This is a genomic window from uncultured Sunxiuqinia sp. (assembly GCF_947495665.1).
Taxonomy (GTDB): Bacteria; Bacteroidota; Bacteroidia; order Bacteroidales; family Prolixibacteraceae; genus Sunxiuqinia; species Sunxiuqinia rutila.
The window spans coordinates 157013-182519 of record NZ_CANLZV010000006.1 but is presented as its reverse complement, the minus strand read 5'-3'; the positions used below and the strand labels follow the sequence as shown (position 1 = coordinate 182519).

Here is a 25507-nt window from a genome sequence, read left to right as displayed (position 1 = left end):
GTTAAGCGGTTTCCAATTCTTTGTTGTACGTATGACGAAAGGCCCGCAAATCTCCGTTGCGGATGATTTCATCGATTCGTCCGTCTTTTAGGCGAACTACTTTTTGGGTCATGGCGGCAATGTCGTGCTCGTGTGTGACAATGATAACGGTAATTCCCTCGTTGTTAATTTCTTTCAGAATTTCCATTACCTCGTAGGATGTTGAGGTGTCCAGCGCTCCGGTAGGCTCATCTGCCAATATGATCTTGGGGTGTGAGATCAGGGCGCGGGCAATGGCTACCCGTTGTTTTTGACCACCCGACATTTCATTGGGCATGTGTTCGGCCCAGGGAGCCAGTCCCAGTTTGTCCAGGTATTCCATGGCGATGGCGTTTCGCTTTTTGCGGTTTACCCCTTTGTAATACAGCGGAAGGGCTACATTTTCCATGGCGTTTTTAAAGGAAATGAGGTTGAAGGATTGAAAAACAAAGCCCACCATTTCATTGCGAAGTTGAGCGGATTTCTTTTCACTCATGTTGGCAATCAGTTTATTGTCCAGGTGGTAAGTTCCCTCGTCATAATTGTCGAGCATACCCAGAATGTTGAGTAGGGTTGATTTTCCAGACCCGGAGGACCCCATGATGGAAACAAATTCGCCTTGCTCAATATCCAGATCGATTCCTTTTAGCACGTGCAGCTTGCTGCTTCCCATGACATAGGATTTGTGAATGTTGTTCAGTGTAATCATTGTTTTCTTGTTTTCGGCTTTCTACAATCAAAATTCATGAATTCACGGCTTATTTCAGAAATTTATTCGATGAACGGCAGAATTTTAGGTGTCAATGGTGTTTTTTCCTTTCGGTTGGTTCTTCGGATAAATTGGGAAAAGAGTGTCTCTTGTACTTAGGACGAATAGATGGACAAGACGTTACAGAAAAAATCAAAAAATAGCTGGCTGAGTATGAGGCTTTTGTTTTTCAAGAAATAGTTTAACTTTGGAATGTGCTATTGCAATTCTGTTGAAAGGTGCTCAAAGAGGAACATTGCGGAAAACAATGAATCAGAAAATTACGATCAGAGAAGTCTCTAAAGATGAAATATGGATGAATCACAATCGCATTCGTCTGCTAGAAGACCAGGTTTTTCATATTGTGGCCTGTGGAGAACAAACTTCCGAAATGGCTTACACTTATCTTGACATATTTGACCGAATGCTTTCCGGCTCGTCGAAACCGGTGAGTTACCTGGTTGATTTGAATCAGGCTGGGAAGAACTCAAGCGAGGCTCGCCGGGTGTGGAAACAAATTGGGGATCGTGCCCAAACACATCGGATTGCACTTTTTGGTCTACATCCGGTAGCGGAGGTGTTGGCTTGTTTTGTAATCGGGATTAGCAATGAGCAAAAAATGCGTTTTTTCAGAAATGAAACCGCAGCGATGAACTGGCTCAGGAAAGAGCCGGTTAGTCGTAAACAATGAATTGTAATTTAGTAAAGCCCCGAAATGAATGACTACACCCGCCGACCAAAAACGAATTAAGGAGATGATTCGGGTAATTATGGAGGTTGCCCGGGGCGATTATTCGTCACAAATTACTGTATCCGAAAAAAATGATGATCTGGATTCGCTGGCCATGGGCCTGAACCTGATGATTGATGATATCAGATCCAGTTTCGAAGTGGAATTGGAGAATGAGCGGATCAAGCAAAAAAATGTGGCCTTAAAGCGGCTGGTGGAGCAGGTAGAGGAGAGTGATCAGCTGAAATCGGCTTTCCTGGCCAACATGAGCCACGAGATTCGAACCCCGCTAAACTCCATTCTTGGCTTTTCTGATCTGTTGCAGCCTGAGCTCGAAGAAGAATCCTTCTGGCGCTACAAAGGGATTATTCAAAACGCCGGGAATCAGCTTACACGAATCATCGATGATATTTTAGATATTTCGAAACTGGATGCCCATCAACTCTCACTTTTTATTCAAGCAACCGATTTGAACCAGTTGATGCAGGAGGTCTATGAAGTCCAGCTTGGGCGTCAGCGCTTACAAGCAAAACATTTGCTGGAGCTGAGAGCCCCCCGATTGCCTGAGGAAGGTCAGTTTGTGATTGACACAGATCCGGTTCGTCTGAAACAAGTTCTGAATAATTTGATTGATAACGCGGTGAAGTTCACTCATAAAGGATGGATCGAATTTGGCTATGTGCTTAAGCCCTCATCAGCTAATCAGGAGCTGGAGTTTTACGTGAAAGATACGGGGATTGGAATTAATGAAGAGCAACGGCTATTTGTGTTTGAGCGTTTCTTTCAGGATATGACTTTGCAGATGAATGAAGGCACCGGCCTGGGATTAAGTATTTGCAGGGGACTGGTTGAATTATTGGGAGGGGAAATCCGGGTCGAGTCCGAATTGGGAGCCGGAAGTTGTTTTTATTTCACACTCCCGCTGCATGTTGCGGATAAGCCTAAGGAAAGCAAGATTCCCCAACGGGTAAATGGTAAGAAGCAGAAAGTGGAAACAGTGTTTGTTGCTGAGGACAGTAAGGAATCGTCCATTTACCTGGAGGAGATTCTGACTGCCGAGGGAATGACTGTTAAGCATGCGACGAATGGACAGGAATTACTGGACCTGTTGAACAAACAAACGCCTGATCTGATTTTGATGGATATTTGCATGCCTGTTAAAAATGGCTTCGAAACCATTGTTGAAATCCGGAAGCGAAACCTTGCTGTGCCGGTGATTGCTCAAACAGCTTATGTGTTGCCTGAAGAGAAGGACCTGATTCTGAAGTTAGGTTGCAACGGATATGTTGCCAAACCCTACAACCAGGAATGCCTGATGCAGATGATTCGAAAAGTAGTGGATTAATCCCGTGTCTCTTTGCAATTAACTGCTTGCCATTTCCCTTGGATAACCACTCCTGCAATTCCCATTTTGTGAGCGGCTTGTAAAGCATCATCAGCGGTATGCACAATGGGTTCTCCCTGCGCGTTGAAAGAGGTATTGATCAAGGCTTTCACCTGGTGCTTTTCATCCAGTAGGTTGAGTAAGTCCCACAAGTAAGGATTTTGCGCTCGCTCAAACAGGCTTTGAATTCGGGCAGTTCCATCGGCATGCACAGCTCCGGCTATTTCTTCCTGCTTCTCGGGCAGAATGTCAAAATCCAGTAGCATGTACCGACTCAGGTGATGAATAGCCTGAAGTCCGGTAAAATAGCGGGTGTTCTTTTCAAGCATCACCGGTGCTACCGGACGATACCATTCCCGTTTTTTGTGCTGCATGCTTACCTTTTGAGCCAGCCGGGTGTCATTGGCCAGGCATAGCAGGCTTCGATTGCCCAATGCGCGCGGACCGGCTTCTCCGTGTCCGTTGCACAGCCCAATTACCTGCCCTTGGAGCAATTGTTGGGCCGCTTGTTCCAGATCCTCCAAGCTGTACTTCGGCGGAGTTGCATCCAGCTTCCAGTTATTCAGATACGGCGAATGCGTTTTAACCTGTCCGTGCTTTTTCCATTCGGCAAAGGCTGCAGCACCCAAGGCAAGCCCCGAATCTTCGCAACAAGGAGGGATAAATACCTCTTCAAACAGGCCCGACTGAATCAACCGGGTGTTGGCAACGATATTGAGGGCACACCCGCCCGAATAGTAGAGTGTTTTGCTTTGCGTTTGTTGTTGAAGCCGCTTGAAAATTTGTAAGCTCTCACGAACGAATAGTTCATGCAGGGTAGCAATCAGGTCTTGCACCCACTGGTTTTTCTGGTCAAAAGCTTTCAAATCAAGATTGAAATCAGTTTTTGCCTGTTTGAAAAACACGGATTTTTTTCCCCAGATGTTCTGGAAGTAATTATTATCCTGAAGCCACTGTTCAAGTGCAGGTTGATAGGAGCCGTGTCCGGCCAGCCCCATCATTTTACCGGGCACTGAATTTTGTTCGTTTAGTTTGGCCCCTATGACGGAAAATACCAGTGCATTGGCATTGAATATGGAAGTAAGGTACTGGTAATCCCAATGTGCCTCAATTTTGCGGATGGTGTTATCTTCAAAAGTCCAAGCTGAAAAGTTGCTTTTACTGGCGCCGCCGTCAAAATGAACCAGCAGGCTGTTGTTTTTGAAATTCCCGAAAAAAGGCAGGCAGGTAAAAACATGCGCCAGCTCGTGATTCAATGCCCAGGCATTGGCTTGTTGCCCAAACCACCAGCATTGTCCTTCCTCCAGGTCGGTAGCCAGCTCTTGGCTCAGCGGAGCTTCAAAGCGGGCATTCCCCTGAGTCGACAGAAAAGTACGCCCAACCACATTGTCCACAAACACCAAATCAAAGGTCTCGGCCAGCAGTTTTCGGTCTTTTAACAGGTCGTAAAGCTGCTCGTGCAGGCGGTTGTCACGTTTGCGTCGCGAAAGGCGTTCCAGTTGAAGGAATTCCCGAACCTGACCATGCTGCATGATTGCCAGGTTATGATCGTGCACATAAAAGGGATATTCATAAGTGTCGCGATCCTGGATGCCATAAATTGCCAGTGTTGGCCTTTCCGGAGTCATGATACAAATTGCAGGTAAATGATTAAGGCGATGAACAGATAAACAAACAGGTTGCCCCAGAATTTTTGCTTCATAAAAATCAGGTAGTTGGAGATCAGGTAAGTCAGCGGGAGTGACATGATCACCACAATTTCCTGTGAAACAGCAGGAACAAAAAGGAGCAAGGCAAAGGCAATGAGCGTAATCAGAAAAAACACCTGAAAGTTCTTGCGGGTACTTATTTTTTTCTCGTCATACTGATTCAGCAGAAAAATTCCGCCCAGAAAACTTACCAGCATCAGGTACCCCAGGTAAACCTGCAGGGGGATGTTGCCGCTAAAAAAAGAGTTTTCAGTTTCAAAATTAACCAGGATTGTATCCCAAAATGCAGGCAACTGGTTGGTTAAATAATGATACGACCAGGTGAACAGCCAGGGAACAGCCAGACCGAGCACCGGAAGTGCAAAATTTCGCCATTGCGGACGTTTTTTGATCAGGGCAAAGCCAACCCAGATGATGGGAAAGAAAAAGACCAGGTTGAGGTAAAACAAAGACCCCAGCCCGATGAGAAATCCGGCTTCGAACGCACTGTCATGAAACTTTTCTTTTTCGTAGGATTGGAAAATCCGGTCGACACAAAGAAGCAGAAAAAGCAAGGCGAAATACACCGGATGCAGGGTATGCAAGGTGATCAGTCCGCCGATGATGAGTACAAAAATATTGGAGGGCAGAAAGGTTCGCACCCGAATAAAAGCATACTCCGTGTTTAATTTCAGGATGAGAAAGGAAAAGACAATCACAAAAAACATGGAGAGCAAGTTGCTCAACAAGGCTGAATGTGCCACCCATTGATGAACGAATCGGTACAGAAACATGTCATTTTCCCCTTCGAAATAAGGGAAGTAGACCGGGTCAATGTATGAACGAAACCAGAGTCCTGCCACCAAAAGCGGAATAAGAATAAAGTGATAGGCCTGGTTTGTCTTGAGTATCCTGAGTATCATAAATTAGCAGTGGTTGGATGTCTCTTTCCTTTTTTATCGCGGGTTGTGGAGGAGAACTTTACAAGTCAAATCCGAGATCTTTGCGATAGTATTTGCCCTCAAAACTAATTTTTTCAGCATTGGCATACGACTGCGCCAAAGCCTCCTGACGGTTTGCTCCGTACGAGCTGACGGCAAGCACGCGTCCTCCGGCTGTAACAACTTCCTGGCCTGCTTGCTTGGTTCCGGCATGAAACAGCAAACTGTTTTCTACCTGATCGAAGCCACTCATCACTTTGCCATTTTCGTAATCGCCTGGGTAACCTCCGGAAACTAGCATAACCGTAACGGCAGCACGTTCGTCAATTTCGATTGACTGCTCGGCCATGGTGCCATCGGCAGCAGCTTCGAGCAAGGCCACAAAGTCGGATTTGATGCGAAGCATGACGGCTTCGGTCTCCGGGTCGCCCATGCGTACGTTGTATTCAATAACATAAGGTTCGCCTCCGCAGTTGATCAATCCGAAGAAGATAAATCCGTTGTAAGGAATGTTGTCTTTCTGCAAGCCTTCAACGGTTGGTTTAATGATGCGCTCTTCAATTTTTTGCATAAAGGCATCATCAGCAAACGGAACGGGACTGATTGCGCCCATACCTCCGGTATTAAGTCCGGTGTCGCCTTCTCCAATACGTTTGTAGTCTTTGGCCTCCGGAAGAATCTGGTAATCTTTTCCATCGGTAATGGCAAACACGGATAGCTCAACGCCGCTCAGGAATTCTTCAATAACCACCTTGCTGCTGGCTTGTCCGAATTGCCCGTCAAGCATGGTTTTAAGTGAAGCTTCTGCTTCCGGAAGGTTGTCGATAATCAACACGCCTTTACCAGCTGCCAACCCGTCGGCTTTTAAAACGTAGGGGGCCTGCATGGTTTTCAGAAATGCCAGTCCTTGCTCCAGGGTGTCGGCGGTTACGGTTTGGTATTTTGCTGTTGGAATCTGGTGACGAGCCATGAACTCTTTCGAGAAATCCTTTGAGCCTTCCAATAAAGCACCGGCTTTTTGAGGGCCTACTACCCGGATGCTTTTGAGTTCTTCATCAGCCAGGAAAAAGTCATGCAAGCCTTCCACCAAAGGGACTTCAGGACCCACCACAACAAGGTTGATGGCTTTTTCCAAAACCACTTTTTTGAGGGCCTCAAAATCGGTAGCACCTACAGCAATGTTTTCGCCAAACTCGGCGGTTCCGGCATTTCCGGGGGCAATAAATAATTGATTGACTTTAGGTGATTGCTTGATTTTCCATGCCATGGCATGCTCTCTACCTCCTGATCCAACGAGTAAAATATTTAACATGATCCTTTAAATTTGTCTGTTTATTGTTTGCCTTTTTCGGGGAGTAAGGCAAATTGATATCCTTTTTCTTTTAATTTTCTGATGACAACCGGCAATGCCGGTTTTAAGTTTTTCTCCGCCTTGATGGAATCGTGAAAAATCAGGACCGATCCCGGGCGCACAAAGTTAAGCACATTTTTTACAACGGCCTCAGGGCCAATTTGGGCTTGGTAATCACGGCTAATCAAATCCCACATTACAATCTGGTAGTTCTGGTTTAACTCCCGGTATTGCGATTGGCGCATCCACCCGTGAGGAGGGCGCATAAAGGGAGAGTCGATGTACCCAGCTGCTTTTTCAACATTGGAAAAAAAAGTGTCGTCGGGATTTTTCAACCCTTGCATGTGGTTGAAGGTGTGATTGCCGGTTTGGTGCCCTTCAGCTTTGATTTGCTGGTACAAATCGGGGTACCGTTGGACATTTTCGCCCACACAAAAGAAACAAGCCTTGATATTTTCTTCTTTCAACAGCTTTAAAACCCAGGGAGTGACTTCAGGAACCGGCCCATCGTCAAAGGTCAGCACCACCTGCTTTTTGCTGCCTGAAAGTCGCCAGATAGCGTCAGGAAAAAAGCGGGTAGCCAACTTTGGGGGCCGTATTCTTGGGTCAAATCTTAGCATTAGTTAATGGTGCTGTAGGCTTGAAAATAGCTTTCAAAACTTTGTATAATCTCTTTTGATAACTCTTCTTGCTGATAGTTGTTGGTGATGAGACTCATTTCGCGCATGAAGTACATGATACGTTGAATTTCTTCACTTACCGACACAATGAACTTCGAGTCAAGTGACAAGAAATAGTCCATCTCTTCCTGGTACGATTCATAAATTTCGCGGATAAGGGCTGTCCCTTTTTCCAGATCGCCGGCTGCCAGGTAGTTCTCGGCCAGTTGCAGCGAAAAGTAATTGTACGGAACGACTTCATGCGGAATCAACTCCAGGCTTTTATCCAGCACCTGAATGGCCGAATCCTTTTTACCTTCCTGAACCAGACTTTCGGCCAGGCGGTTGAAGTTGTTTCGGATGTTCATCATCATGCGCTGGTTGTTTTCATCGATGTAAACATCCGGGTCATTCATGTTGCCCCATTTGAAGTCGTGCATCATATGCTGGTACATCCGGTCGGTATTGACGCTTCCGAAATACATGCCCGATTGCTCGGTTTTAACCGGGGTAAAGCGGTAGGCAAAACCGTCAAGCTGGAAATAATCCTGCAAGCCCAGGTATTTGTCGCGACCTACGGTAATGGCATAATAAATTGGCCGTTCCCAGTCTGAATTGGCAATCATGTCCAGCACCATCAGCTCATCTTTGGTGATGTAATTTTTGTTGCCAAAATCAATGTAGATGGTGTCCACAATGGCGTCGTACTGCGATTCGGGAACAACTTTGTTTTTGATCACCGCTTCCTTGTCCACTTTCAGGAACAATCTTCTGGAAGGAATGTACGAGGCATTATCGGCTTGTGCAAGCTTGGTTCTTGGATTATCATCTTTAACAAAGTCGAGCGCTTTTTTCAGATCAACAGCACCTTTGATGCGCGGATCATCCATCAGGTAAACCACATCGCGGTTACCCTGAACGTACTGGTCTTCGGTAAAGGTGATTGGCAGCGGCTCTGAATCGTAAGCCTTGCGACGCATTTGGTCAATGTACCAATCGGTTTGCAGGTAGCTCAGGTTGCATACCCGCAGGTCGGTCCGTACGCCCTCCACTTCCTGGTTGTACCACAAGGGAAAGGTATCATTATCCCCATTGGTGAAAATGATGCCGTTTGGTTCGCAGCTGTTCAGGTAGTTGGCTCCAAAGTCGCGAGCGGTGTAGCGGCCTGAACGGTCGTGATCATCCCAGTTTTCGCTGGCCATAATACCGGGCACCAGAATCAGACTGATTACTGAAACAGCCAGTGCACTAACGGTTTCGGGCATCCATTTTTTCAGGCTTTCAGCCAGAGCAATTACCCCCAACCCAATCCAGATGGCAAAAGCGTAAAACGAACCGGCATAGGCATAATCCCGTTCACGCGGCTGGTGCGGGTACTGGTTTAGGTAAACCACAATGGCAAAGCCGGTCAGGATAAACAGGAGGGAAACCACCCACATGTCTTTTTTATTGCGCTGGTAATGGAAGAAAGCACCAATCAATCCTAATAACAATGGCAGGAAATAATAGGTGTTGCGCGCTTTGTTGTTGGCATACGCTTCGGGCAAATCAGACTGGTTGCCTAAGCGGATGGAATCGATAAACGGAATGCCGCTTATCCAGTTTCCGCTCAGCACATCGCCGTGCCCTTGAATATCATTTTGTCGTCCGGCAAAGTTCCACATAAAGTAACGCAGGTACATGTGCGCCACTTGGTAGCGAAGGAAAAACTGCAGGTTCTCGCCAAAAGTCGGGAGCTTAATGGTTTCTGGCTCCCCTTGCCGGTTGGTTATTTGTACGGTTCTTCCTTCAATGCCCGCCCAGCTTTTATAGTCCTCAATATGGTTGGCCTGGCTGCTGTACATGCGGGGGAAGATGGTGGTGAAACGCGAATCGTATTGCGGTTTCTGACGAACATCAGAAACAACATACTTGCCATCCTTCTTGATGTAATAGGGTTTACCTTGTACATAAGGTGCTTGCGGATCAAGCGGAGTGTTGTAATGCTGTCCGGTTATCAGCGGACGGTCGCCATATTGTTCGCGGTTCAGGTAGCTCAACAATGAGAAAACATTGTCGGGGCTGTTCTGATCCATCGGTGTGTTGGCCGAAGAACGGATTACAATCATGGCAAAGGATGAATAGCCGATCACAATTACGGTGAAAGCTACTAATACGGTGTTCCAAAGCACCATGTTCTTTTTGGTGGTGTAATGAATACCATACACAATCAGTCCAATGAGTAGCAGGGCATAAATAATGGTACCGGTGTTAAATGGAAGTCCAAAACCGTTGACAAACATCAGTTCGAACCAGGAGGCCACGGTGATGACTCCCGGAATAATTCCGTACATAATGACCCCCAGAAGCACCATGGAAATGATAAGACTGGCGATGATTCCGTTTCGGCTGACTTCGTATTTTTTGAAATAATAGACAAATACAATGGCAGGGATAGCCAGCAGGTTCAGCAGGTGAACTCCGATGGAAAGCCCCATGAGGTAAGCAATCAGAATGATCCAGCGGTTAGCCTGAGGTTCATCGGCCACATTTTCCCATTTCAGAATGGCCCAGAAAACAATGGCGGTAATGAGCGATGAGGTGGCATAAACTTCACCTTCAACAGCCGAAAACCAGAAGGTGTCGGAAAAGGTATAGGCCAGGGCACCAACAACGCCACTGCCAATAATGGCCAAGGCTTGTCCGGTGGTGTATTCATTTTCTTTCTTAACCAGTTTTTGCGCCAGGTGGGTGATGGTCCAGTATAAAAACAGGATGGTAAAAGCACTGGCCAGAGCCGACAGCGCATTGATCATCATGGCGGCGTGGGCCGAGTCGGCAAACAGGGTGAAAAAGCGTCCGAGAATCATGAAGAAGGGGGCACCGGGTGGGTGTCCTACTTCCAGTTTATACGAAGTTGTAATAAATTCACCACAGTCCCAGAAACTGGTGGTCGGTTCAATCGTCATTAAATAAACAACGGCTGCAACTAAAAACACCAGCCAGCCGGTAACATTGTTAATGAACTTATAATTTCTCATTCGTTAAAGTTTTCTATTTTAGAGGTTTAATTAAACGCTTGGATTGCCTGTTAAATCGTTTTTCTTGGCATGCAGGCTAAGTCCTGTTAAGCACTTGTATCAACCGCTTCTATTTTCATGTTTTTTTGATGTTTGCGAAGATAGTACATTCTTTGAACTCAGACTAATCAGAATATAAAATTAAGCGTTTTTAACAGCCTGTAAATAGCCGGTATTAACACTTATTAAGAAGGCTTCAGCAACAGAAGTATTCGCTTTTACCAGACTAAAGGCCCTGGCCCGAGATTGATTTAAGGGGAACAATTAAAGGTGATTTTGGAGTGACGAATAAAGGAGGTTAAAGGTTGTGAGGGACTTGCATTTGTATGAATGTTAGCTCCTTCGTTTCTACTTGACCAGTTTGATCAGGTATTCTGTTAACTTAACAGATCGGTCCAGACCCAGTTTTTTTCGAAGACGTTTTCGGGCTACATAAACCCCATTCAGGCTAATACCCAGTGCTTCTGAGATTTGATGGGAGTCCTTATTTAGGAAAATCAAGGATGCCAGCTTCAGGTCGTTGTTGTTAAGGTTCTTGTGTTTTGTTGTTAAGCAGGAACGAAATTGAAAATCAATTTCAACAGGGTTCATTGGTGCTTCGTTGAGTGAAGGATGCTGAAAAGCGAGGCTGGTGTTTTTAACTTTTCTGAGTTCGCATTTAAGCAAGGCAATGTTTTGCTCCAGGCATCTTCTTTCAATGAGTTGCTGGTCGGTTTCCTGGCGTGATTCCAAACGAACAGTGGTTTGAACAAACTTTTGGGAGCCCGCATAAACATAGCAGGTTTTTACCTGAGTGGGAAAAAGCGTGCCATCTTTTTTCCGGTTGATTCGTGGCACAAATTCTCCACGAGTGAGGTGCTCCTGGGGGATTTCCTCCGGAAATAGCTTGGCAAAATCCTCCGGAACGAGTTGGGTGACCGGCAGGCCTATGAGCTCCTTCGGGTCTGGATATCCGAACAGGGATGCAGCCAATGGATTTGCCGTGATGACCTGCCCTTTTATGCTGACTAAAAAGAGGGCTTCCTGACGGCATTCTGTCGTCTGAAAAATTAAATCCTCAATTTCTAGTTCTTCCATAGCATACGTTCATTATCCAATTTGCGACGAAAGAGAAAAATAAAATTTCCGATGGGGTAGTCTATGCTCATGTAATTGTTAAAAAGAATGTAAAAAATTAGGCTGAATGTACCCAAACTGTACCCATAATCAGTCTGCAATTCGTATGGATAAGCCCTAATTTTGGCGCACAACTACCTGTATAACATATTGTACCCTTTGTGATAAATTAGAAATATGAGAGAATTTTACCTGTCACGTGACCTGAGGTCTTTTAGACACACAATTTTAAGAGGCTTTTTCGTAAGCCTTTTTTTACTGTTTGCCGTAACGACAAAATTAGCGGCCAACGAACGAGTGATTGTTAGTGCCGAACCTGGGCCAAAAGCCATAAGTTCAACGGAACGTTTGCTGGTTAATGCAATCGGTTCATCGAAATCAAGAATCTTTGCGGAGAATGCCCTTCGTGTGGAGAATGATCTTACCCCTCCCACGGTATTAACGAAGAACATTTCCTTAGCTCTGGATGAAAACGGAAGGGCAACGCTTACACCACAAATGATTGATGCCGGCTCTTTCGATGATGTTGGCATTACTGAAATGACGCTGGATGTTACTTCTTTTGATTGCAGCCAGTTGGGAGAGCATACCGTTACCCTTACAGCTCGGGATGCTGCTGGGAAAAGTACTTCGGTCCCGGCAGTGGTTACTGTTGTTGATAATACCCCTCCAGTCTTATTAAACAGTAAACTAACGCTTGTGCTTGATGCCCAAGGAAAGGCCATTTTTACACCCGAAGACTATTCGTTTGAAACGACCTTAACGATGTATCCAAACTATACAAATAATGAGATTATTGTTGGGGGTTTTACAGCTGACGGACCGGCACCGGAGGACTTGGATGGCTTGTTTTTTACGCTTGATGGCACAAGCTATCATCAGCTATTCTTCTACTATAACGGTAGTTCTAATTATTCCCATTATTTCATTGACACGGATGGCTCCAACTATGCTCTGAATGTACAAGATTTATTTGGCAAAGAGCCTGGGGAGTTTACCTTGAAATTTACCCTGTGGAAGGATAACTGTGGCGAGGTGCAGCCCGATTTAACTCCAAGAACATTTGGCTGCGAAGAGGTGGGCGATCATCCCCTGTCGTTGACTTTGACCGATGCACAGGGCAATAGTCGTGAGGAAATGCTAACCATTACGGTTACCGATACCATACATCCTGTTTTTTCAGCCCAAAACCTGACACTTCATTTTGAGAATGATGCGGCCGACGCAATCACCATTGCTCCGGAGGATTTGGTTATTTGGGCTACGGACAATTGTGGAATTCAGGAGCCTGTTCTAAGCCGAAGTACCTTTAGCCCGAAAGATGCGGGCGAAAATAACGTCACCGTGACCTTAAGCGATGCGCATGGAAATACCGTTGAGCAAACGGTTGTTGTTACGGTTGCTGTACCGGACAATACGCCGCCAGTGGTATTAACCCAGGATATTACGGTTGAGTTGGATCAGTCGGGCAAGGCAAGCATCGGCCTGGAGCAGATAGACAAGGGATCGACCGACAACCTCCGGATTACAGAGCTTACCTTGGATCAGTCTTCTTTTGACTGCAGCCAGTTGGGAAATAATACAGTTATGCTGACAGCCTGGGATGCTGCCGGCAACAGCGCTTCGACCCCGGCGGTGGTTACCGTGGTTGACAACAGGGCTCCGGTTTTACCTGCCAAGAACCTTACGCTAATGCTTGATGCCGACGGGAAAGCCGTTTTCACCCCGGAGGATTTTTCGTTTGAAATGACATTCGAAATGTATTTGTTCCCTGATAATCTAATTCAAATTAATGATTTCAAGGCTGATGGACTCACTCCGGAAGATTTAGATGGCTTGTATTTTAGGCTTGATGGTTCAAGCTATCATCAGCTTTTCTTTCAATGGAAGGAAGGTAGATACTCTTATTTCAGTTTAGATACGGATGGAGATAGTCCGACTCCGAACCCAGTAGAGATCTTTGGAAAAGACAATGGAGAGTTTACTTTGAGCATTTCTCCCTGGTATGACAACTGCAGCATGCAGCTTACGGCCAGTAAAGAAGTATTTAGCTGCAACGAGGTGGGCGATCATGAAGTCACGCTAACCGCAACCGATGCCAGCGGCAATGCGTCAAGCCAGCAAACGATTATTACCGTTGTTGATAACACCCCTCCGAGTCTGTCAACCAATAACTTTACGATAGTACTTGATGCCAACGGGAAAGCTGATTTTACACCGGAGGATTATTCGTTTGAAACGACCTTGATGGTGTATCCGAATGTCCCTTATAATGATATTCATCTTAGTGGATTTGAAGCTAACGGACCCGCGCCAGAGGATTTAGACGGTTTGTATTTTACACTCAATGGCTATACCTACCATCAACTGTTTTTCCATAGTAAGAATGCAAGTCGTGCATATTACTATATCGATTTGAACCGGCATAGCACAACTCCGAATTCGGGGGACATCTTTGGAGATACATCCGGTGAGCATACTTTAAACTTTGCCCCGTGGAAGGATAACTGTGGCGATGTGCAAGTTGAGCTAAGCCAACAAGAATTTACCTGCGCAGATGTGGGTAATAATGAAATTGTTCTGACTGCACGGGATGTCAACGGTAATGAAGCAACGGCTGCGATTACGGTTGCCGACACCATTCGCCCGGCTTTATCGGTTCAAAACTTTACGGTTAATTTTAAGAGTGATGCCGCTGAAGCGATCACCATTACCTCTGCGGATTTGGTTGTTGAGGCTACAGACAATTGCGGAATTCAGGAGCCAGTCTTAAGCCGAAGTACCTTTAGCCCGAAAGATGCGGGAGCAAATGAAGTAATCGTGACTTTAACCGATACGCATGGAAATACCGTGGAGCAGCGGACAATTGTTACGGTTACCGCTCCGGATGATACACCGCCGGTAGCCTTAGCGCAGGATATTACGGTAGAGTTGGAGCAATCAGGAACAGTAAACATCAGCCCGGAGCAGATTGATAATGGTTCGACCGATAATTTGAGAATCACAGAGCTTTTGTTAGACCAGTCTTCTTTTGACTGCAGCCAGCTGGGTGAGCATACCGTTACCCTTACGGCCAGGGATGCTGCCGGCAACAGTGCTTCAGCCACAGCGGTGGTTACAGTGATTGATAATTTGCCACCAGCCCTCGTGAACAGTAATCTAACGCTTATGCTTGACGCGGATGGAAAGGCAACCTTTACGCCGGAGGACTATTCGTTTGAAGTATCCTTAACGGTGTCTCCGTTCTATTCATCTAATCAGGTTGTCATTGGCGGCTTTATGGATGGCGGACTGACGCCGGAAGACCTGGATGGTTTGTCCTTTACACTTGACGGTTATACCTTTCATCGGTTATTCTTGGCTTACAACTATAACAGTTATTCTTATGTATATAATATCGATAAAGATGGCTACAGTTCTACTCCCAATGCGCGGGACATCTTTGGAGATACATTCGGGGAAGTTAGCTTCAAATTTGCCCTGTGGTATGATAACTGCGGCGAAGTGCAGTCGGATTTAGTTGCAAGAACATTTTCCTGCGAAGACTTGGGCGATAATCCCCTGCCGCTAACGTTAACCGATGCACACGGTAATCGTATGGAGGAAACGCTAACCATTACGGTTACCGACACCATCCGTCCGGTTTTATCGGTTCAAAATTTTACGGTTAATTTTGAAAGTGATGCCGCCGAAGCGATCACCATCACTTCAGCGGATTTAGTTGTTGAAGCTACGGACAATTGCGGGATTCAGGAGCCAGTCTTAAGCCGGAGTACTTTTAGCCCGAAAGATGCGGGGGAAAATGAGGTAACGGTGACTTTAACAGATACGCATGGAAATACCGTTGAGCAGAGGACAATTGTAACGGTCACCGCTCCGGATGATACGCCACCGGTAGTCCTAACCCAGGATCTTACCCTTGAGCTGGATCGGTCAGGAAAGGCAAGCATCAGCCCGGAGCAGATTGACAATGGATCGACCGATAATTTGAGAATCACAGAACTTTCGTTGGATCAATCTTCTTTTGACTGCAGCCAGTTGGGGAATAATACCGTTACGCTGACAGCCTGGGATGCTGCCGGCAACAGCTCCTCGGCAACAGCATTGGTTACCGTGGTTGACAAGCTTGCACCAAGCTTACCCACCGGAAATCTGACGCTAATGCTTGATGCCGACGGGAAGGCCGTTCTTACACCGGAGGAATTTTCGTTCGAAATGACCTTAGAGGTGTTCCCTGCACCGGCTAATGGAATTGAAGTTTATGGCTTCAAGGCTGGCGGATTGACCCCAGAGGAGCTGGATGGTTTGTTTTTTTCACTTGATGGAGTGACCTACCATCAGTTGTTCTTTTATGGTAAGCGTGATGAAGTTGCGGCCTACCTAATTGATTCGAATCAATTGGGTATGACTCCGAACGCACAAGAGATTTTTGGAGAGGCCTACGGAGAGTTTACCTTGAGCCTTACCCCGTTTTATGACAACTGCGGGATGCAGCTTACAGTCAGTAAAGAAGTGTTTAGCTGCGAAGAGGTGGGCGATCATGAAATCACGCTAACGGCAACCGATGACAGTGGCAATGAGTCCATCCAACAGACAATCCTTACGGTTCTGGACACAATTTTGCCCAAACTGACGGTTCAGAATTTGGAGTTGGCACTGGATGCCAATGGAAACGCTACCATCAGCGCAAAGGATTTAGTGGTTGAGGCTACGGATAATTGTGGCATTCAAGATACCTTATTAAGTCAATCGGAATTTAGTCATGCAGACGAGGGCGGGAATGAAGTAATCGTGACCTTGGTGGATGTGCATGGCAATCGTGCTGAACAGACCGCTGTGATAAGCATTCCTGACCTTACCCCTCCTACGGTATTAATGAATAACATTTCCTTAGACCTGGATGAAACCGGCAGCGCAACGCTTACGCCAGAAATGATTGATGCTGGCTCTTCGGACAATGTTGGTATAACTGAAATGACGTTGGATATTACTTCCTTTGATTGCAGCCAGCTGGGTGAGCATACCGTTACCCTTACGGCCAGGGATGCTGCCGGTAACAGTGCCTCGGCAACAGCGGTGGTTACCGTTGTTGATAACACCCCTCCGGGGCTGTCAACCAATAATTTTACGATAGTACTTGATGCCAATGGGAAAGCCGCTTTTAGGCCGGAAGATTTCTCGTTTGAGATGGCCTTAACGGTTTATAGTGCGAGTACTAACTCAATTGAAATATATGGTTTCAAGGATGATGGATTAGTTCCGGAGGATTTGGATGGCTTGCTTTTTACGATTGATGGTTCTACTTTTCACCAACTATTCCTTAATCCACATTATCTGGGAGGTTCGTATTATTATATTGACACGGATGGCTTCAACCCGACTCTCAATGCGCAAGATTTATTTGGAAAAGCTTACGGAGAGTTTACCCTGAACTTTGCTTCGTGGTATGATAACTGTGGCGATGTGCAAGTTGAGCTAAGCCAACAAGAATTTACCTGTGCAGATGTGGGTAATAATGAAATTGTTCTGACTGCACGGGATGCCAACGGTAATGAAGCAACGGCTGCGATTACGGTTACCGATACCATTCGCCCGGCTTTATCGGTTCAAAACTTTACGGTTAATTTTGAGAGTGATGCCGCTGAAGCGATCACCATTACCTCAGCGGATTTGGTTGTTGAGGCTACGGACAATTGCGGAATTCAGGAAACTGTTTTAAGCCGAAGTACCTTTAGCCCGAAAGATGCGGGAGCAAATGAAGTAATCGTGACTTTAACCGATAGGCATGGAAATACCGTGGAGCAGCGGACAATTGTTACGGTCACCGCTCCGGATGATACACCGCCGGTAGCCTTAGCGCAGGATATTACGGTAGAGTTGGAGCAATCAGGAACAGTAAACATCAGCCCGGAGCAGATTGATAATGGTTCGACCGATAATTTGAGAATCACAGAGCTTACGCTGGATCAGTCTTCTTTTGACTGCAGCCAGTTGGGTGATCATACGGTTTCGCTGACGGCTTGGGATGCTGCCGGCAACAGTGCTTCAGCCACAGCGGTGGTTACAGTGATTGATAATTTGCCACCAGCCCTCGTGACCAGAAATCTAACGCTTGTACTTGATGCCGAAGGAAAAACCGTTTTTGCGCCGGAGGACCATTTTTTCGAAATGAGCTTATCGGTGTATTTGTACTACTCACATAACTCGTACAATGAGATTGTTGTTAGCGGTTTTAAGGATGAAGGACCAAGGCCGGAAGACTTGGATGGTTTGTATTTTACGCTTGATGGCTCAAACTTCTATCAGTTATTTTTGTACCATCAGCATTCCACTGATTCGTACCTGTATCATTTTGACTCAGGTACCAACAATTCTTCTGGCAATATAGAGCGTATATTTGATGAAACGGACAAGGAATATACCTTAAGCTTTGCCCTGTGGTATGATAACTGCGGCGAAGTGCTGTCGGATTTAGTTGCAAGAACATTTTCCTGCGAAGACTTGGGCGATAATCCCCTGCCGCTAACGTTAACCGATTCACACGGTAATCGTATGGAGGAAACGCTAACCATTACGGTTACCGACACCATCCGCCCGGTTTTATCGGTTCAAAATTTCACGGTTAATTTTGAAAGTGATGCCGCCGAAGCGATCACCATCACTTCAGCGGATTTAGTTGTTGAAGCTACGGATGTTTGTGGAACACAGGATACGATTTTAAGTCGAACTACTTTTAGCCCGACAGATGCGGGGGAAAATGAGGTAACGGTGACTTTAACTGATACGCATGGAAATACCGTTGAGCAGAGGGCAATTGTTACGGTCACCGCTCCGGATGATACGCCACCGGTAGCCCTTACTCAGAATCTTATCCTTGAGCTGGATCAATCAGGAAAGGCAAGCATCAGCCCGGAGCAAATCGATAATGGATCGACTGATAATTTGAGGATTACAGAATTTTCGTTGGATCAGTCTTCTTTTGATTGCAGCCAGTTGGGGGATAATACGGTTACGCTGACAGCCTGGGATGCCGCCGGCAACAGCAACTCGGGCACAGCGGTGGTTACGGTGGTTGATAACACCCCGCCTGCCTTACCCAGCAAAAACCTAACGCTAATGCTTGATGCCGACGGAAAGGCTGTTTTAAGAGCGGAGGACTTTTCGTTTGAAATGACTTTGGAGGTTCTCCCATTCTATACGGATAACAGGGTTGCGTTAGGAGGTTTTAGTCCTGGTAGCCCGGCTCCGGGAGACCTGGATGGTTTCTATTTTACGCTTGATGGTTCAACCTTTCATCAGCTGTTTTTTATCCGAACGGATTATAGCACTTCTTATTATTATATTGATACTGATCGCTATAGTCTGACTCCGAACGCACAAGGTATCTTTGGAAAAGAGACTGGAGAATTTACCTTGAACTTTATCCCGTTTTATGACAACTGCGGGATGCAGCTTACAGCCAGTAAAGAAGTGTTTAACTGCGAAGAGGTGGGCGATCATGAAGTCACGCTAACGGCAACCGATGGCAGTGGCAATGAGTCCATCCAACAGACGATCATTACGGTTATGGATACGATTTCGCCCAAACTGACGGTTCAGCCAATGGAGGCAACTTTGGATGCCGACGGGAATGCCACCATTCGTGCAAAGGATTTAGTGGTTGAGGCGACCGATAATTGTGGCATTCAGGATACTCTTTTAAGCCAGACTGTTTTTAGTCAGGCTGATGCGGGAGAACAGGAAATAATCGTGACCTTGGTGGATGTGCATGGAAACTCGGTGGAGCAAACAGCTGTGGTAACCATTCCGGATATTATTCCTCCCACCATTTCGCTTCCTGCCAATAGTACGGTGGCTAGTGCAGCAGACCAATGTGGCGCACGGGTGAATTATTTGGAAGAGGTGGTTGATGTTTCGGTACTTGATGCTAATATGGAAGTAAGCGGAAGTGTCCAATGGCAATCGTTTAAAGCCGGGGAAACAGGTAGGTTAACGAAACTGCAGCTTCATTTAAATGGACCGGTTACCCCCATGTTTAAATTAGTTATTTTTGAGGGGACAGGTGTTGCCGGGAAAAACATTTACAGTGTCGATTATCAGGGCGAAAGTCACGATCGTGGTTGGCTGGATGTTTCAATTCCTTATGCCGATGCTCCGATGCTTATGGAAGGAGCAAGCTATACCTTTCAAATTGAAGGCACCAATCTTTTATTTGAAGCTTCGTATCCGGGAGTATATTCCGAAGGCCAGTATTATTCATCATTCTATAGTGGTTCTTATGACGTTGATCTGGCATTCAAGGTCTCTGTTGCCACAGGAATTGTTGCGCTTGATAACTCAGGCGAGGTAGCAATTACTCAGACTGCCGGCCTGCCAAGTGGTTCCGTCTTTCCGTTGGGAACAACCACCAACACCTTTGAATTTACCGATTGGGGGGGGAACACTGTTCAAAGCTCCTTCACAATTACTGTAGAAGACCAAACGCCGCCAACGCTGGTAACCGAAAACATAAGCCTGGAACTTGATGCCAATGGGGCAGCGACCATTAAGCCGGAAGATGTGATCATCGACGCGATGGATAATTGTGGCATTGGCGATCAGGTGATTTCGCAAACGGCATTTGACTGTGCAAACCTGGGCGACAATGAGGTGCTTGTGACCGTGACCGATCAGAGTGGAAACGAAAGCAAGGCTACTGTTATGGTGCGCGTGGTGGATGTAACAAATCCGGCAATCGCACAAAAGGAAGCCATTACGGTTATTGCTGAACCCGGAGCCTGTTCGGCGGTGGTGAACTTTGATTTGCCTGTTGTACACGATGCCTGTGGGGCTTCGCTCGAACAGATTGCGGGCCTTGCGAGTGGCAGCGAATTTCCGCTTGGAACCACGGAGCTGGTTTTCCGCGCAACCGACAATTCGGGAAATACCACAACATCCAGCTTCCAGGTAAATGTAGAATCCATAAATCAGGCGCCGGGGCTTGATGCTTTGGAGAACCTGATGGTGCCTGCGCATCAAACCAGCGTGGAGTTAGTACTGACAGGCATTCATGCCGGAGCCGATTGCGAGGGACAACGGGTTGAAAGTATTGTGGTTGATGTTGCTGACCCGTCAATGGTTACGGCAACGCAAGTGGACTACACACCAGGCGAAGAAACAGCCCGGGTAAGCCTTTCGCTTGCTGAAGGTCAAAGCGGAGAAACAACCATCAGCATTCGGCTGAAAGACAACGGTGGAACAGCGAATGGCGGACTGGATGAAACTCAGGCAAGTTTTACGTTAAGGTTGCTGGAAAACCAGGCTCCGGAGGTGACTGGAGAGAACCTTACCATTTATGTGGATAAAAACAGTAGCGTGACGGAGGACTTGTCGGCCAACCTGTTCAGCGATGCGGACGAAGGTGACCGCCTATCGTATCACATGAGTCTGGAAGATGGCACGACGTTGCCGGCTTGGGCCAATTTCAATCCGGAATCGGTGGAACTGACCGTGGCTCCAACCGAAACAGAGCTGGGTGAGCACCGGTTTAAATTAACGGCCACCGACCTTTCGGGTGCCAGCGCAAGCATTGAAGTGCTGGTGGTTGTGCAGATTCCGACCGGGCTGGATGAGCTTACCGAAAGCATGAGCCTAAAGGTTTATCCGAACCCCAGCAGGGGAATGGTGCAGGTCGCTATTCAGGCCGAAAACAGCTTGGAAGTTGAGTTAAGTGTTTGTAATCTGTTGGGACAGGAAATTCATCGTAAAAGCTATTTCTTGTCCGAACCCATTCAGCTCAATCTGTCTAATCAAATGGATGGGGTGTATTTAATCCAGGTGAAACTGGGAACATCCATCCTGACCAGGAAGGTGATTTTACGCAAGTAAGCTACCTACATATCGACAAGCGAGGCCGTTCAATTGAACGGCCTCGCTTTTTTTATGGCGTGTGGCTGATTCTACCCCAGAAAGCAAGGAGCATCCTGTTCTGATGCCCTGCGTTTTCGCAAATCAAATTCAATAAATGCGCACTGTCGTTATTGATGCTAAGCCCGATAACCCAATATATAATTTGTGCATGTCTGCTTTAACCAGGAATTATGTCGTACCTTTTAGTTTTTTTAGGTTCATCAGTATTTTGTAAATAGAAATTTCACAGAAAGGGAAAGTTGATGTGTTTTTCGCCAGAAGCCAGTTTTGTCAGTGGGGCAGTCATTACGGTGATTGGTGTTGTGACTGTAAGAAAAGTACATCATCCGGCACAGCTTGTCTTTGCAGTAATTCCTCTGTTTTTTGGGATCCAGCAATTTGCGGAAGGTGTTTTATGGCTTAGTCTGTTCACTGACGGATCAGAAACAATACGCATATTTAGTACTTACTTCTTTTTGGTTATGGCCGAAGTCATCTGGCCATCTTTAATCCCAGTCTCCGTCTTGTTGATGGAGAAAAATGAAAAATGGAGAAAGATCTTACGTGTGTTGCTGATTTTGGGTATGATTTTGTCCGGTTATTATGCCTTCTGTCTGATATCCTATCAGGTATCACCACGAATTGTTTATTATCATGTTCAGTACAATAATGATTTTCCGAGTTTATTGGCGTTACCTGCCTTTGGTTTATATCTGATTGTAACCATCGTCCCTCTTTTTGTTTCAGAAGTCCGAAAAACCAAGTGGCTGGGTATTTTGATGCTGCTGTCGTGCGTTGTTACTATCGTGTTTTTCAGACAGTACCTTACTTCGGTGTGGTGCTTTTTTGCTGCTTTAATGAGTGGGGTAGTATACTGGATACTTCACTCGTCAAAGGAAAAATTTAAATTGGGTCGAATCGAATTCTGACCACTATTTCACCCCGGAAAGTTGTTCAAGACCGCTTGCCCAGATTTGAGATGCACGTTTTGTTATTGTATGGAACAAAAACAAGGGGCACCTTTTCAGATGCCCCTGCTTTTTCCCAAATCAAATTTAAACTCAATAAATAACCAATCTAAATCGATGCATTTTCTTCGATGGGGTTCAAGAATAATTTCAAGTCTTCATCAACGTTGGTGATGCCGGCAATGCCAAAGTTTTCAACCAGTACGTTGGCTACATTGGGTGACAGGAAGGCCGGCAGGGTTGGTCCGAGGTGAATGTTTTTCACGCCCAGGTAAAGCAGGGCCAGCAACACAATCACAGCCTTTTGTTCGTACCAGGCAATGTTGTAGGCAATGGGCAGGTCGTTGACATCATCCAGCTCAAAAATTTCTTTCAGTTTTAATGCCACCACAGCCAATGAATACGAGTCGTTACACTGCCCGGCATCAATAACCCGTGGGATGCCGTTAATGTCGCCCAAAGGCAGTTTGTTGTAGCGGTACTTGGCGCATCCGGCTGTCAGGATCACGGTATCTTTCGGCAGTTTCTCGGCAAACTCGGTATAGTAATCGCGGCTCATCATGCGGCCATCGCACCCAGCCATCACAAAGAATTTACGAATGGCCCCGGTTTTTACGGCTTCAACAATGGGTTCAGCTAATTCAAAAACCTGGTTGTGTGCAAATCCACCTACAATTTCGCCAGTTTCAATTTCGGTTGGAGCAGCACATTTTTTTGCATGCTCAATAATTAGGGAGAAATCTTTCATTTCACCCGGTTTACGATCCGGAATGTGGATGGCTCCGGTTAGTCCGCTGGCGCCTGTGGTATAAATGCGGTCTTTGTAGCTGGCTTTTTCCAGAGGTGGAACAATGCAGTTGGTGGTGAACAGGATGGGACCGTTGAACGATTCAAATTCTTCCTTTTGCTTCCACCAGGCATTTCCGTAGTTTCCGGCCAAGTGACTGTATTTTTTGAACTCGGGGTAGTAGTTGGCCGGCAGCATTTCGCTGTGGGTATACACATCTACGCCGGTTCCTTCGGTCTGTTTCAGCAAGTCTTCCAAATCCTTCAGGTCGTGTCCCGAAATCAGGATGGCTGGGTTGTTGCGTACGCCAATGTTTACTTTGGTGACCTCGGGATTGCCGTACGAGCTGGTGTTGGCAGCATCCAAAAGTGCCATGACATCCACTCCGAATTTACCGGTTTCCAGCGTCAGGTTGACCAATTCATCCACGGTAAGGTCTTTGGTGGTTGCGGCCAGGGCTTCCTGCAGGAAGTCAAAAATTTCCTGTTTCTCATGGTCCAGGTTATAGGCATGCTCGGCATAGGCGGCCAGCCCTTTCAACCCATAAATAATCAACTCTTTCAGGGAGCGTACGTCTTCGTTTTTCTCACTCAGAATTCCCACTTCCTGGGCTTTTGCTTCAAACTCTTCGCCGGTTTTAGCGGTCCAGTGCACCGATTCGTGCTGACTGATGAACAATCCGGCATCCGCTACTTGGCCTTTCAGTTCATCGCGAAACTTCAAAGCTTTTTTGATGCGGATTACAAACGCCGTGTGGTCGAAGTTGGCATTGGTAATGGTGCTGAACAGCCCGTCAAAAATAACTTTGTTGGCTTTGGCATCTGCCTTTCCAACCGTTTTTAACTCGGTATTTAAAATTGAAATTCCTTTCAATACAAAGAGTAACGTATCTTGCAGGTTGGCTACATCGCTTGGTTTTCCACAAACTCCTTTAATGGTACATCCAATTCCTTTGGCAGCTTCCTGGCACTGAAAACAAAACATATTCTCCATAACTAAACGCGATTATTTTCTGATTAAATGATTTATTTTTTTGATGGTGGCCCCTACAAGAGCAAGGAAGTCATTCCGAACTGGTTTCGGAATCTGTGTCAGCTTAGGAAAGATGCGCTTTTCTCGCAGGTTCTGAAACAAGTTCAGGATGACTCGGTTTGCGATTTGACGCAGTTTCGTAACTGATTGCTATTGGTAGGGCTTGTAATTTTGGGGTGGTAAAAGAAGCCGGGATTCGGTGCTCCCGGCTATTCCTCCTTAAATCCACTCTTCAGCCAATACATCTCCTCTAATTCCTATGACAATTTCTTTTACCGGCACTTTCCGGCTGGCCCGCTCAACAGCCAGCTGGATCAGGTGGGAGAGTCCACCGCAGCAAGGCACTTCCATAATGACCACCGTGATGGTGTTGACCTTGGATTCATCAATCAGCCGGACTAATTTTTCAACATATATTTCTTTTCCCTGATCCAGTTTCGGACAGGCAATGACTAACTTTTTCCCTTTGATAAAGGTTTGGTGAAAACTGCCGTGGGCAAAGGCTGCGCAGTCGGCAGCTACCAACAGGTCGGCCCCTTTAAAATAGCCGGCTGCCGGATTGATCAGGTGCATTTGTACAGGCCACTGTTGCAGCTCGGATTGTCCGGAATGGCTTGCTGCTGGTTGCGGAGCCATCATAAAGGCCGGCTTTTCAAAACTTACCGGAGCTGACCCCGGGCATCCACCGCCGCAACCACTACTTTGCTCTTGCCCCTGGGGCTTGCTGTTATGCACTTCGCTGATAATGGCCGATACATTCACATTAATCTCTTCCTCATTGGCCTTCAAATAGCGAACAGCTTCCTGTAAGAATCCGGTTTCTCCATGATCTTTCAGATGTTTCAGGTGAGCGATCAACAAGTTTTCGCCTTTCGGAATCATTTGTTTAATCACGGTCACTTCATCGTATTCTTCTGCCTCGCGCTTTTCAATTTCGATGGCTCCCTGCGGGCAATGGCCCAGGCAAGCGCCCAGTCCGTCGCACATCAATTCGCTGATCAATCGGGCTTTTCCATCGATAACCTGTAGTGCGCCTTCGTGACAATTGGGGATACATAGTCCGCATCCGTCACACAACTCTTCATCTATTTTTACGATTTCTCTGATCATCTTTTCCTATGTTTGATGCAACAAATGT

General features: G+C 46.3%; 14 protein-coding genes. 5 read left to right on the top strand and 9 right to left on the bottom strand.

All coding sequences use genetic code 11. The annotated features are described in order from the left end of the window. Position 1: 1 nt before the first annotated feature. Positions 2-727 (bottom strand): ABC transporter ATP-binding protein, encoded by a 726-nt coding sequence (locus Q1A18_RS09720; RefSeq protein WP_299578971.1) that lies wholly within the window; start codon positions 725-727, stop codon positions 2-4. Positions 728-1034: 307 nt separating this feature from the next. Between Q1A18_RS09720 and Q1A18_RS09715 the strand changes: the two genes are divergently transcribed. Next, positions 1035-1457 carry a hypothetical protein gene (locus Q1A18_RS09715; protein ID WP_299578970.1) on the top strand — a complete coding sequence of 141 codons (423 nt, stop codon included), beginning with the start codon at positions 1035-1037 and terminating at the stop codon, positions 1455-1457. A gap of 28 nt (positions 1458-1485) precedes the next feature. Next, positions 1486-2841 (top strand): ATP-binding protein, encoded by a 1356-nt coding sequence (locus tag Q1A18_RS09710; protein ID WP_299578969.1) that lies wholly within the window; start codon positions 1486-1488, stop codon positions 2839-2841. Here the strand turns inward: Q1A18_RS09710 and Q1A18_RS09705 are convergent. The 6 genes from Q1A18_RS09705 to Q1A18_RS09680 form a co-directional block, all read right to left on the bottom strand. Further along, entirely contained in the window at positions 2838-4508 is a 1671-nt protein-coding gene (locus Q1A18_RS09705) for a carbamoyltransferase C-terminal domain-containing protein (protein ID WP_299578968.1), read from the bottom strand. The two genes, Q1A18_RS09710 and Q1A18_RS09705, sit on opposite strands and share 4 nt — an antisense overlap. Continuing rightward, a complete protein-coding gene (locus tag Q1A18_RS09700; RefSeq protein ID WP_299578967.1) occupies positions 4505-5491 on the bottom strand; it encodes a hypothetical protein in 987 nt (328 codons plus the stop codon). Before Q1A18_RS09700 ends, Q1A18_RS09705 begins: the two co-directional genes overlap by 4 nt. Before the next feature lie 58 nt (positions 5492-5549). Continuing rightward, positions 5550-6821: a phosphoribosylamine--glycine ligase gene (purD, locus tag Q1A18_RS09695; RefSeq protein WP_299578966.1), complete on the bottom strand. Its 1272-nt coding sequence runs from the start codon at positions 6819-6821 to the stop codon at positions 5550-5552. A 20-nt stretch (positions 6822-6841) separates the two neighbouring features. Next, positions 6842-7480: a polysaccharide deacetylase family protein gene (locus Q1A18_RS09690; RefSeq protein WP_299578965.1), complete on the bottom strand. Its 639-nt coding sequence runs from the start codon at positions 7478-7480 to the stop codon at positions 6842-6844. Continuing rightward, positions 7480-10539: a DUF2723 domain-containing protein gene (locus tag Q1A18_RS09685; RefSeq protein WP_299578963.1), complete on the bottom strand. Its 3060-nt coding sequence runs from the start codon at positions 10537-10539 to the stop codon at positions 7480-7482. Before Q1A18_RS09685 ends, Q1A18_RS09690 begins: the two co-directional genes overlap by 1 nt. A gap of 387 nt (positions 10540-10926) precedes the next feature. Next, positions 10927-11655 (bottom strand): PAS domain S-box protein, encoded by a 729-nt coding sequence (locus Q1A18_RS09680; RefSeq protein ID WP_299578960.1) that lies wholly within the window; start codon positions 11653-11655, stop codon positions 10927-10929. A 216-nt stretch (positions 11656-11871) separates the two neighbouring features. Between Q1A18_RS09680 and Q1A18_RS09675 the strand changes: the two genes are divergently transcribed. Beyond that, positions 11872-21561 (top strand): HYR domain-containing protein, encoded by a 9690-nt coding sequence (locus Q1A18_RS09675; protein WP_299578958.1) that lies wholly within the window; start codon positions 11872-11874, stop codon positions 21559-21561. 284 nt (positions 21562-21845) lie between these two features. After that, positions 21846-22511, top strand: a complete 666-nt coding sequence (locus tag Q1A18_RS09670; protein ID WP_299578956.1) for a DUF6629 family protein — start codon at positions 21846-21848, stop codon at positions 22509-22511. A gap of 148 nt (positions 22512-22659) precedes the next feature. On the opposite strand, the gene hcp is transcribed toward Q1A18_RS09670, so the two are convergent. Next, a complete protein-coding gene (hcp, locus tag Q1A18_RS09665; protein ID WP_299578954.1) occupies positions 22660-24330 on the bottom strand; it encodes a hydroxylamine reductase in 1671 nt (556 codons plus the stop codon). 27 nt (positions 24331-24357) lie between these two features. On the opposite strand from hcp, the gene Q1A18_RS09660 reads away from it, so the two are divergent. Then, positions 24358-24516: a hypothetical protein gene (locus tag Q1A18_RS09660; protein ID WP_299578952.1), complete on the top strand. Its 159-nt coding sequence runs from the start codon at positions 24358-24360 to the stop codon at positions 24514-24516. A 72-nt stretch (positions 24517-24588) separates the two neighbouring features. Here Q1A18_RS09660 and Q1A18_RS09655 read toward each other — a convergent pair whose 3' ends face one another. Further along, positions 24589-25479, bottom strand: coding sequence for a 4Fe-4S binding protein (locus Q1A18_RS09655; RefSeq protein ID WP_299578950.1), 891 nt, complete (start codon positions 25477-25479; stop codon positions 24589-24591). Positions 25480-25507 lie beyond the last annotated feature (28 nt).

Coding starts and splice junctions, on each gene's coding strand:
- Q1A18_RS09720 (WP_299578971.1), bottom strand. CDS start 727: ATGATTACACTGAACAACATTCACAAATCCTATGTCATGGGAAGCAGC.
- Q1A18_RS09700 (WP_299578967.1), bottom strand. CDS start 5,491: ATGATACTCAGGATACTCAAGACAAACCAGGCCTATCACTTTATTCTT.
- hcp (WP_299578954.1), bottom strand. CDS start 24,330: ATGGAGAATATGTTTTGTTTTCAGTGCCAGGAAGCTGCCAAAGGAATT.
- Q1A18_RS09710 (WP_299578969.1), top strand. CDS start 1,486: ATGACTACACCCGCCGACCAAAAACGAATTAAGGAGATGATTCGGGTA.
- Q1A18_RS09670 (WP_299578956.1), top strand. CDS start 21,846: ATGTGTTTTTCGCCAGAAGCCAGTTTTGTCAGTGGGGCAGTCATTACG.
- Q1A18_RS09690 (WP_299578965.1), bottom strand. CDS start 7,480: ATGCTAAGATTTGACCCAAGAATACGGCCCCCAAAGTTGGCTACCCGC.
- Q1A18_RS09685 (WP_299578963.1), bottom strand. CDS start 10,539: ATGAGAAATTATAAGTTCATTAACAATGTTACCGGCTGGCTGGTGTTT.
- Q1A18_RS09655 (WP_299578950.1), bottom strand. CDS start 25,479: ATGATCAGAGAAATCGTAAAAATAGATGAAGAGTTGTGTGACGGATGC.
- Q1A18_RS09705 (WP_299578968.1), bottom strand. CDS start 4,508: ATGACTCCGGAAAGGCCAACACTGGCAATTTATGGCATCCAGGATCGC.
- Q1A18_RS09715 (WP_299578970.1), top strand. CDS start 1,035: ATGAATCAGAAAATTACGATCAGAGAAGTCTCTAAAGATGAAATATGG.
- purD (WP_299578966.1), bottom strand. CDS start 6,821: ATGTTAAATATTTTACTCGTTGGATCAGGAGGTAGAGAGCATGCCATG.
- Q1A18_RS09680 (WP_299578960.1), bottom strand. CDS start 11,655: ATGGAAGAACTAGAAATTGAGGATTTAATTTTTCAGACGACAGAATGC.
- Q1A18_RS09675 (WP_299578958.1), top strand. CDS start 11,872: ATGAGAGAATTTTACCTGTCACGTGACCTGAGGTCTTTTAGACACACA.
- Q1A18_RS09660 (WP_299578952.1), top strand. CDS start 24,358: ATGATTTATTTTTTTGATGGTGGCCCCTACAAGAGCAAGGAAGTCATT.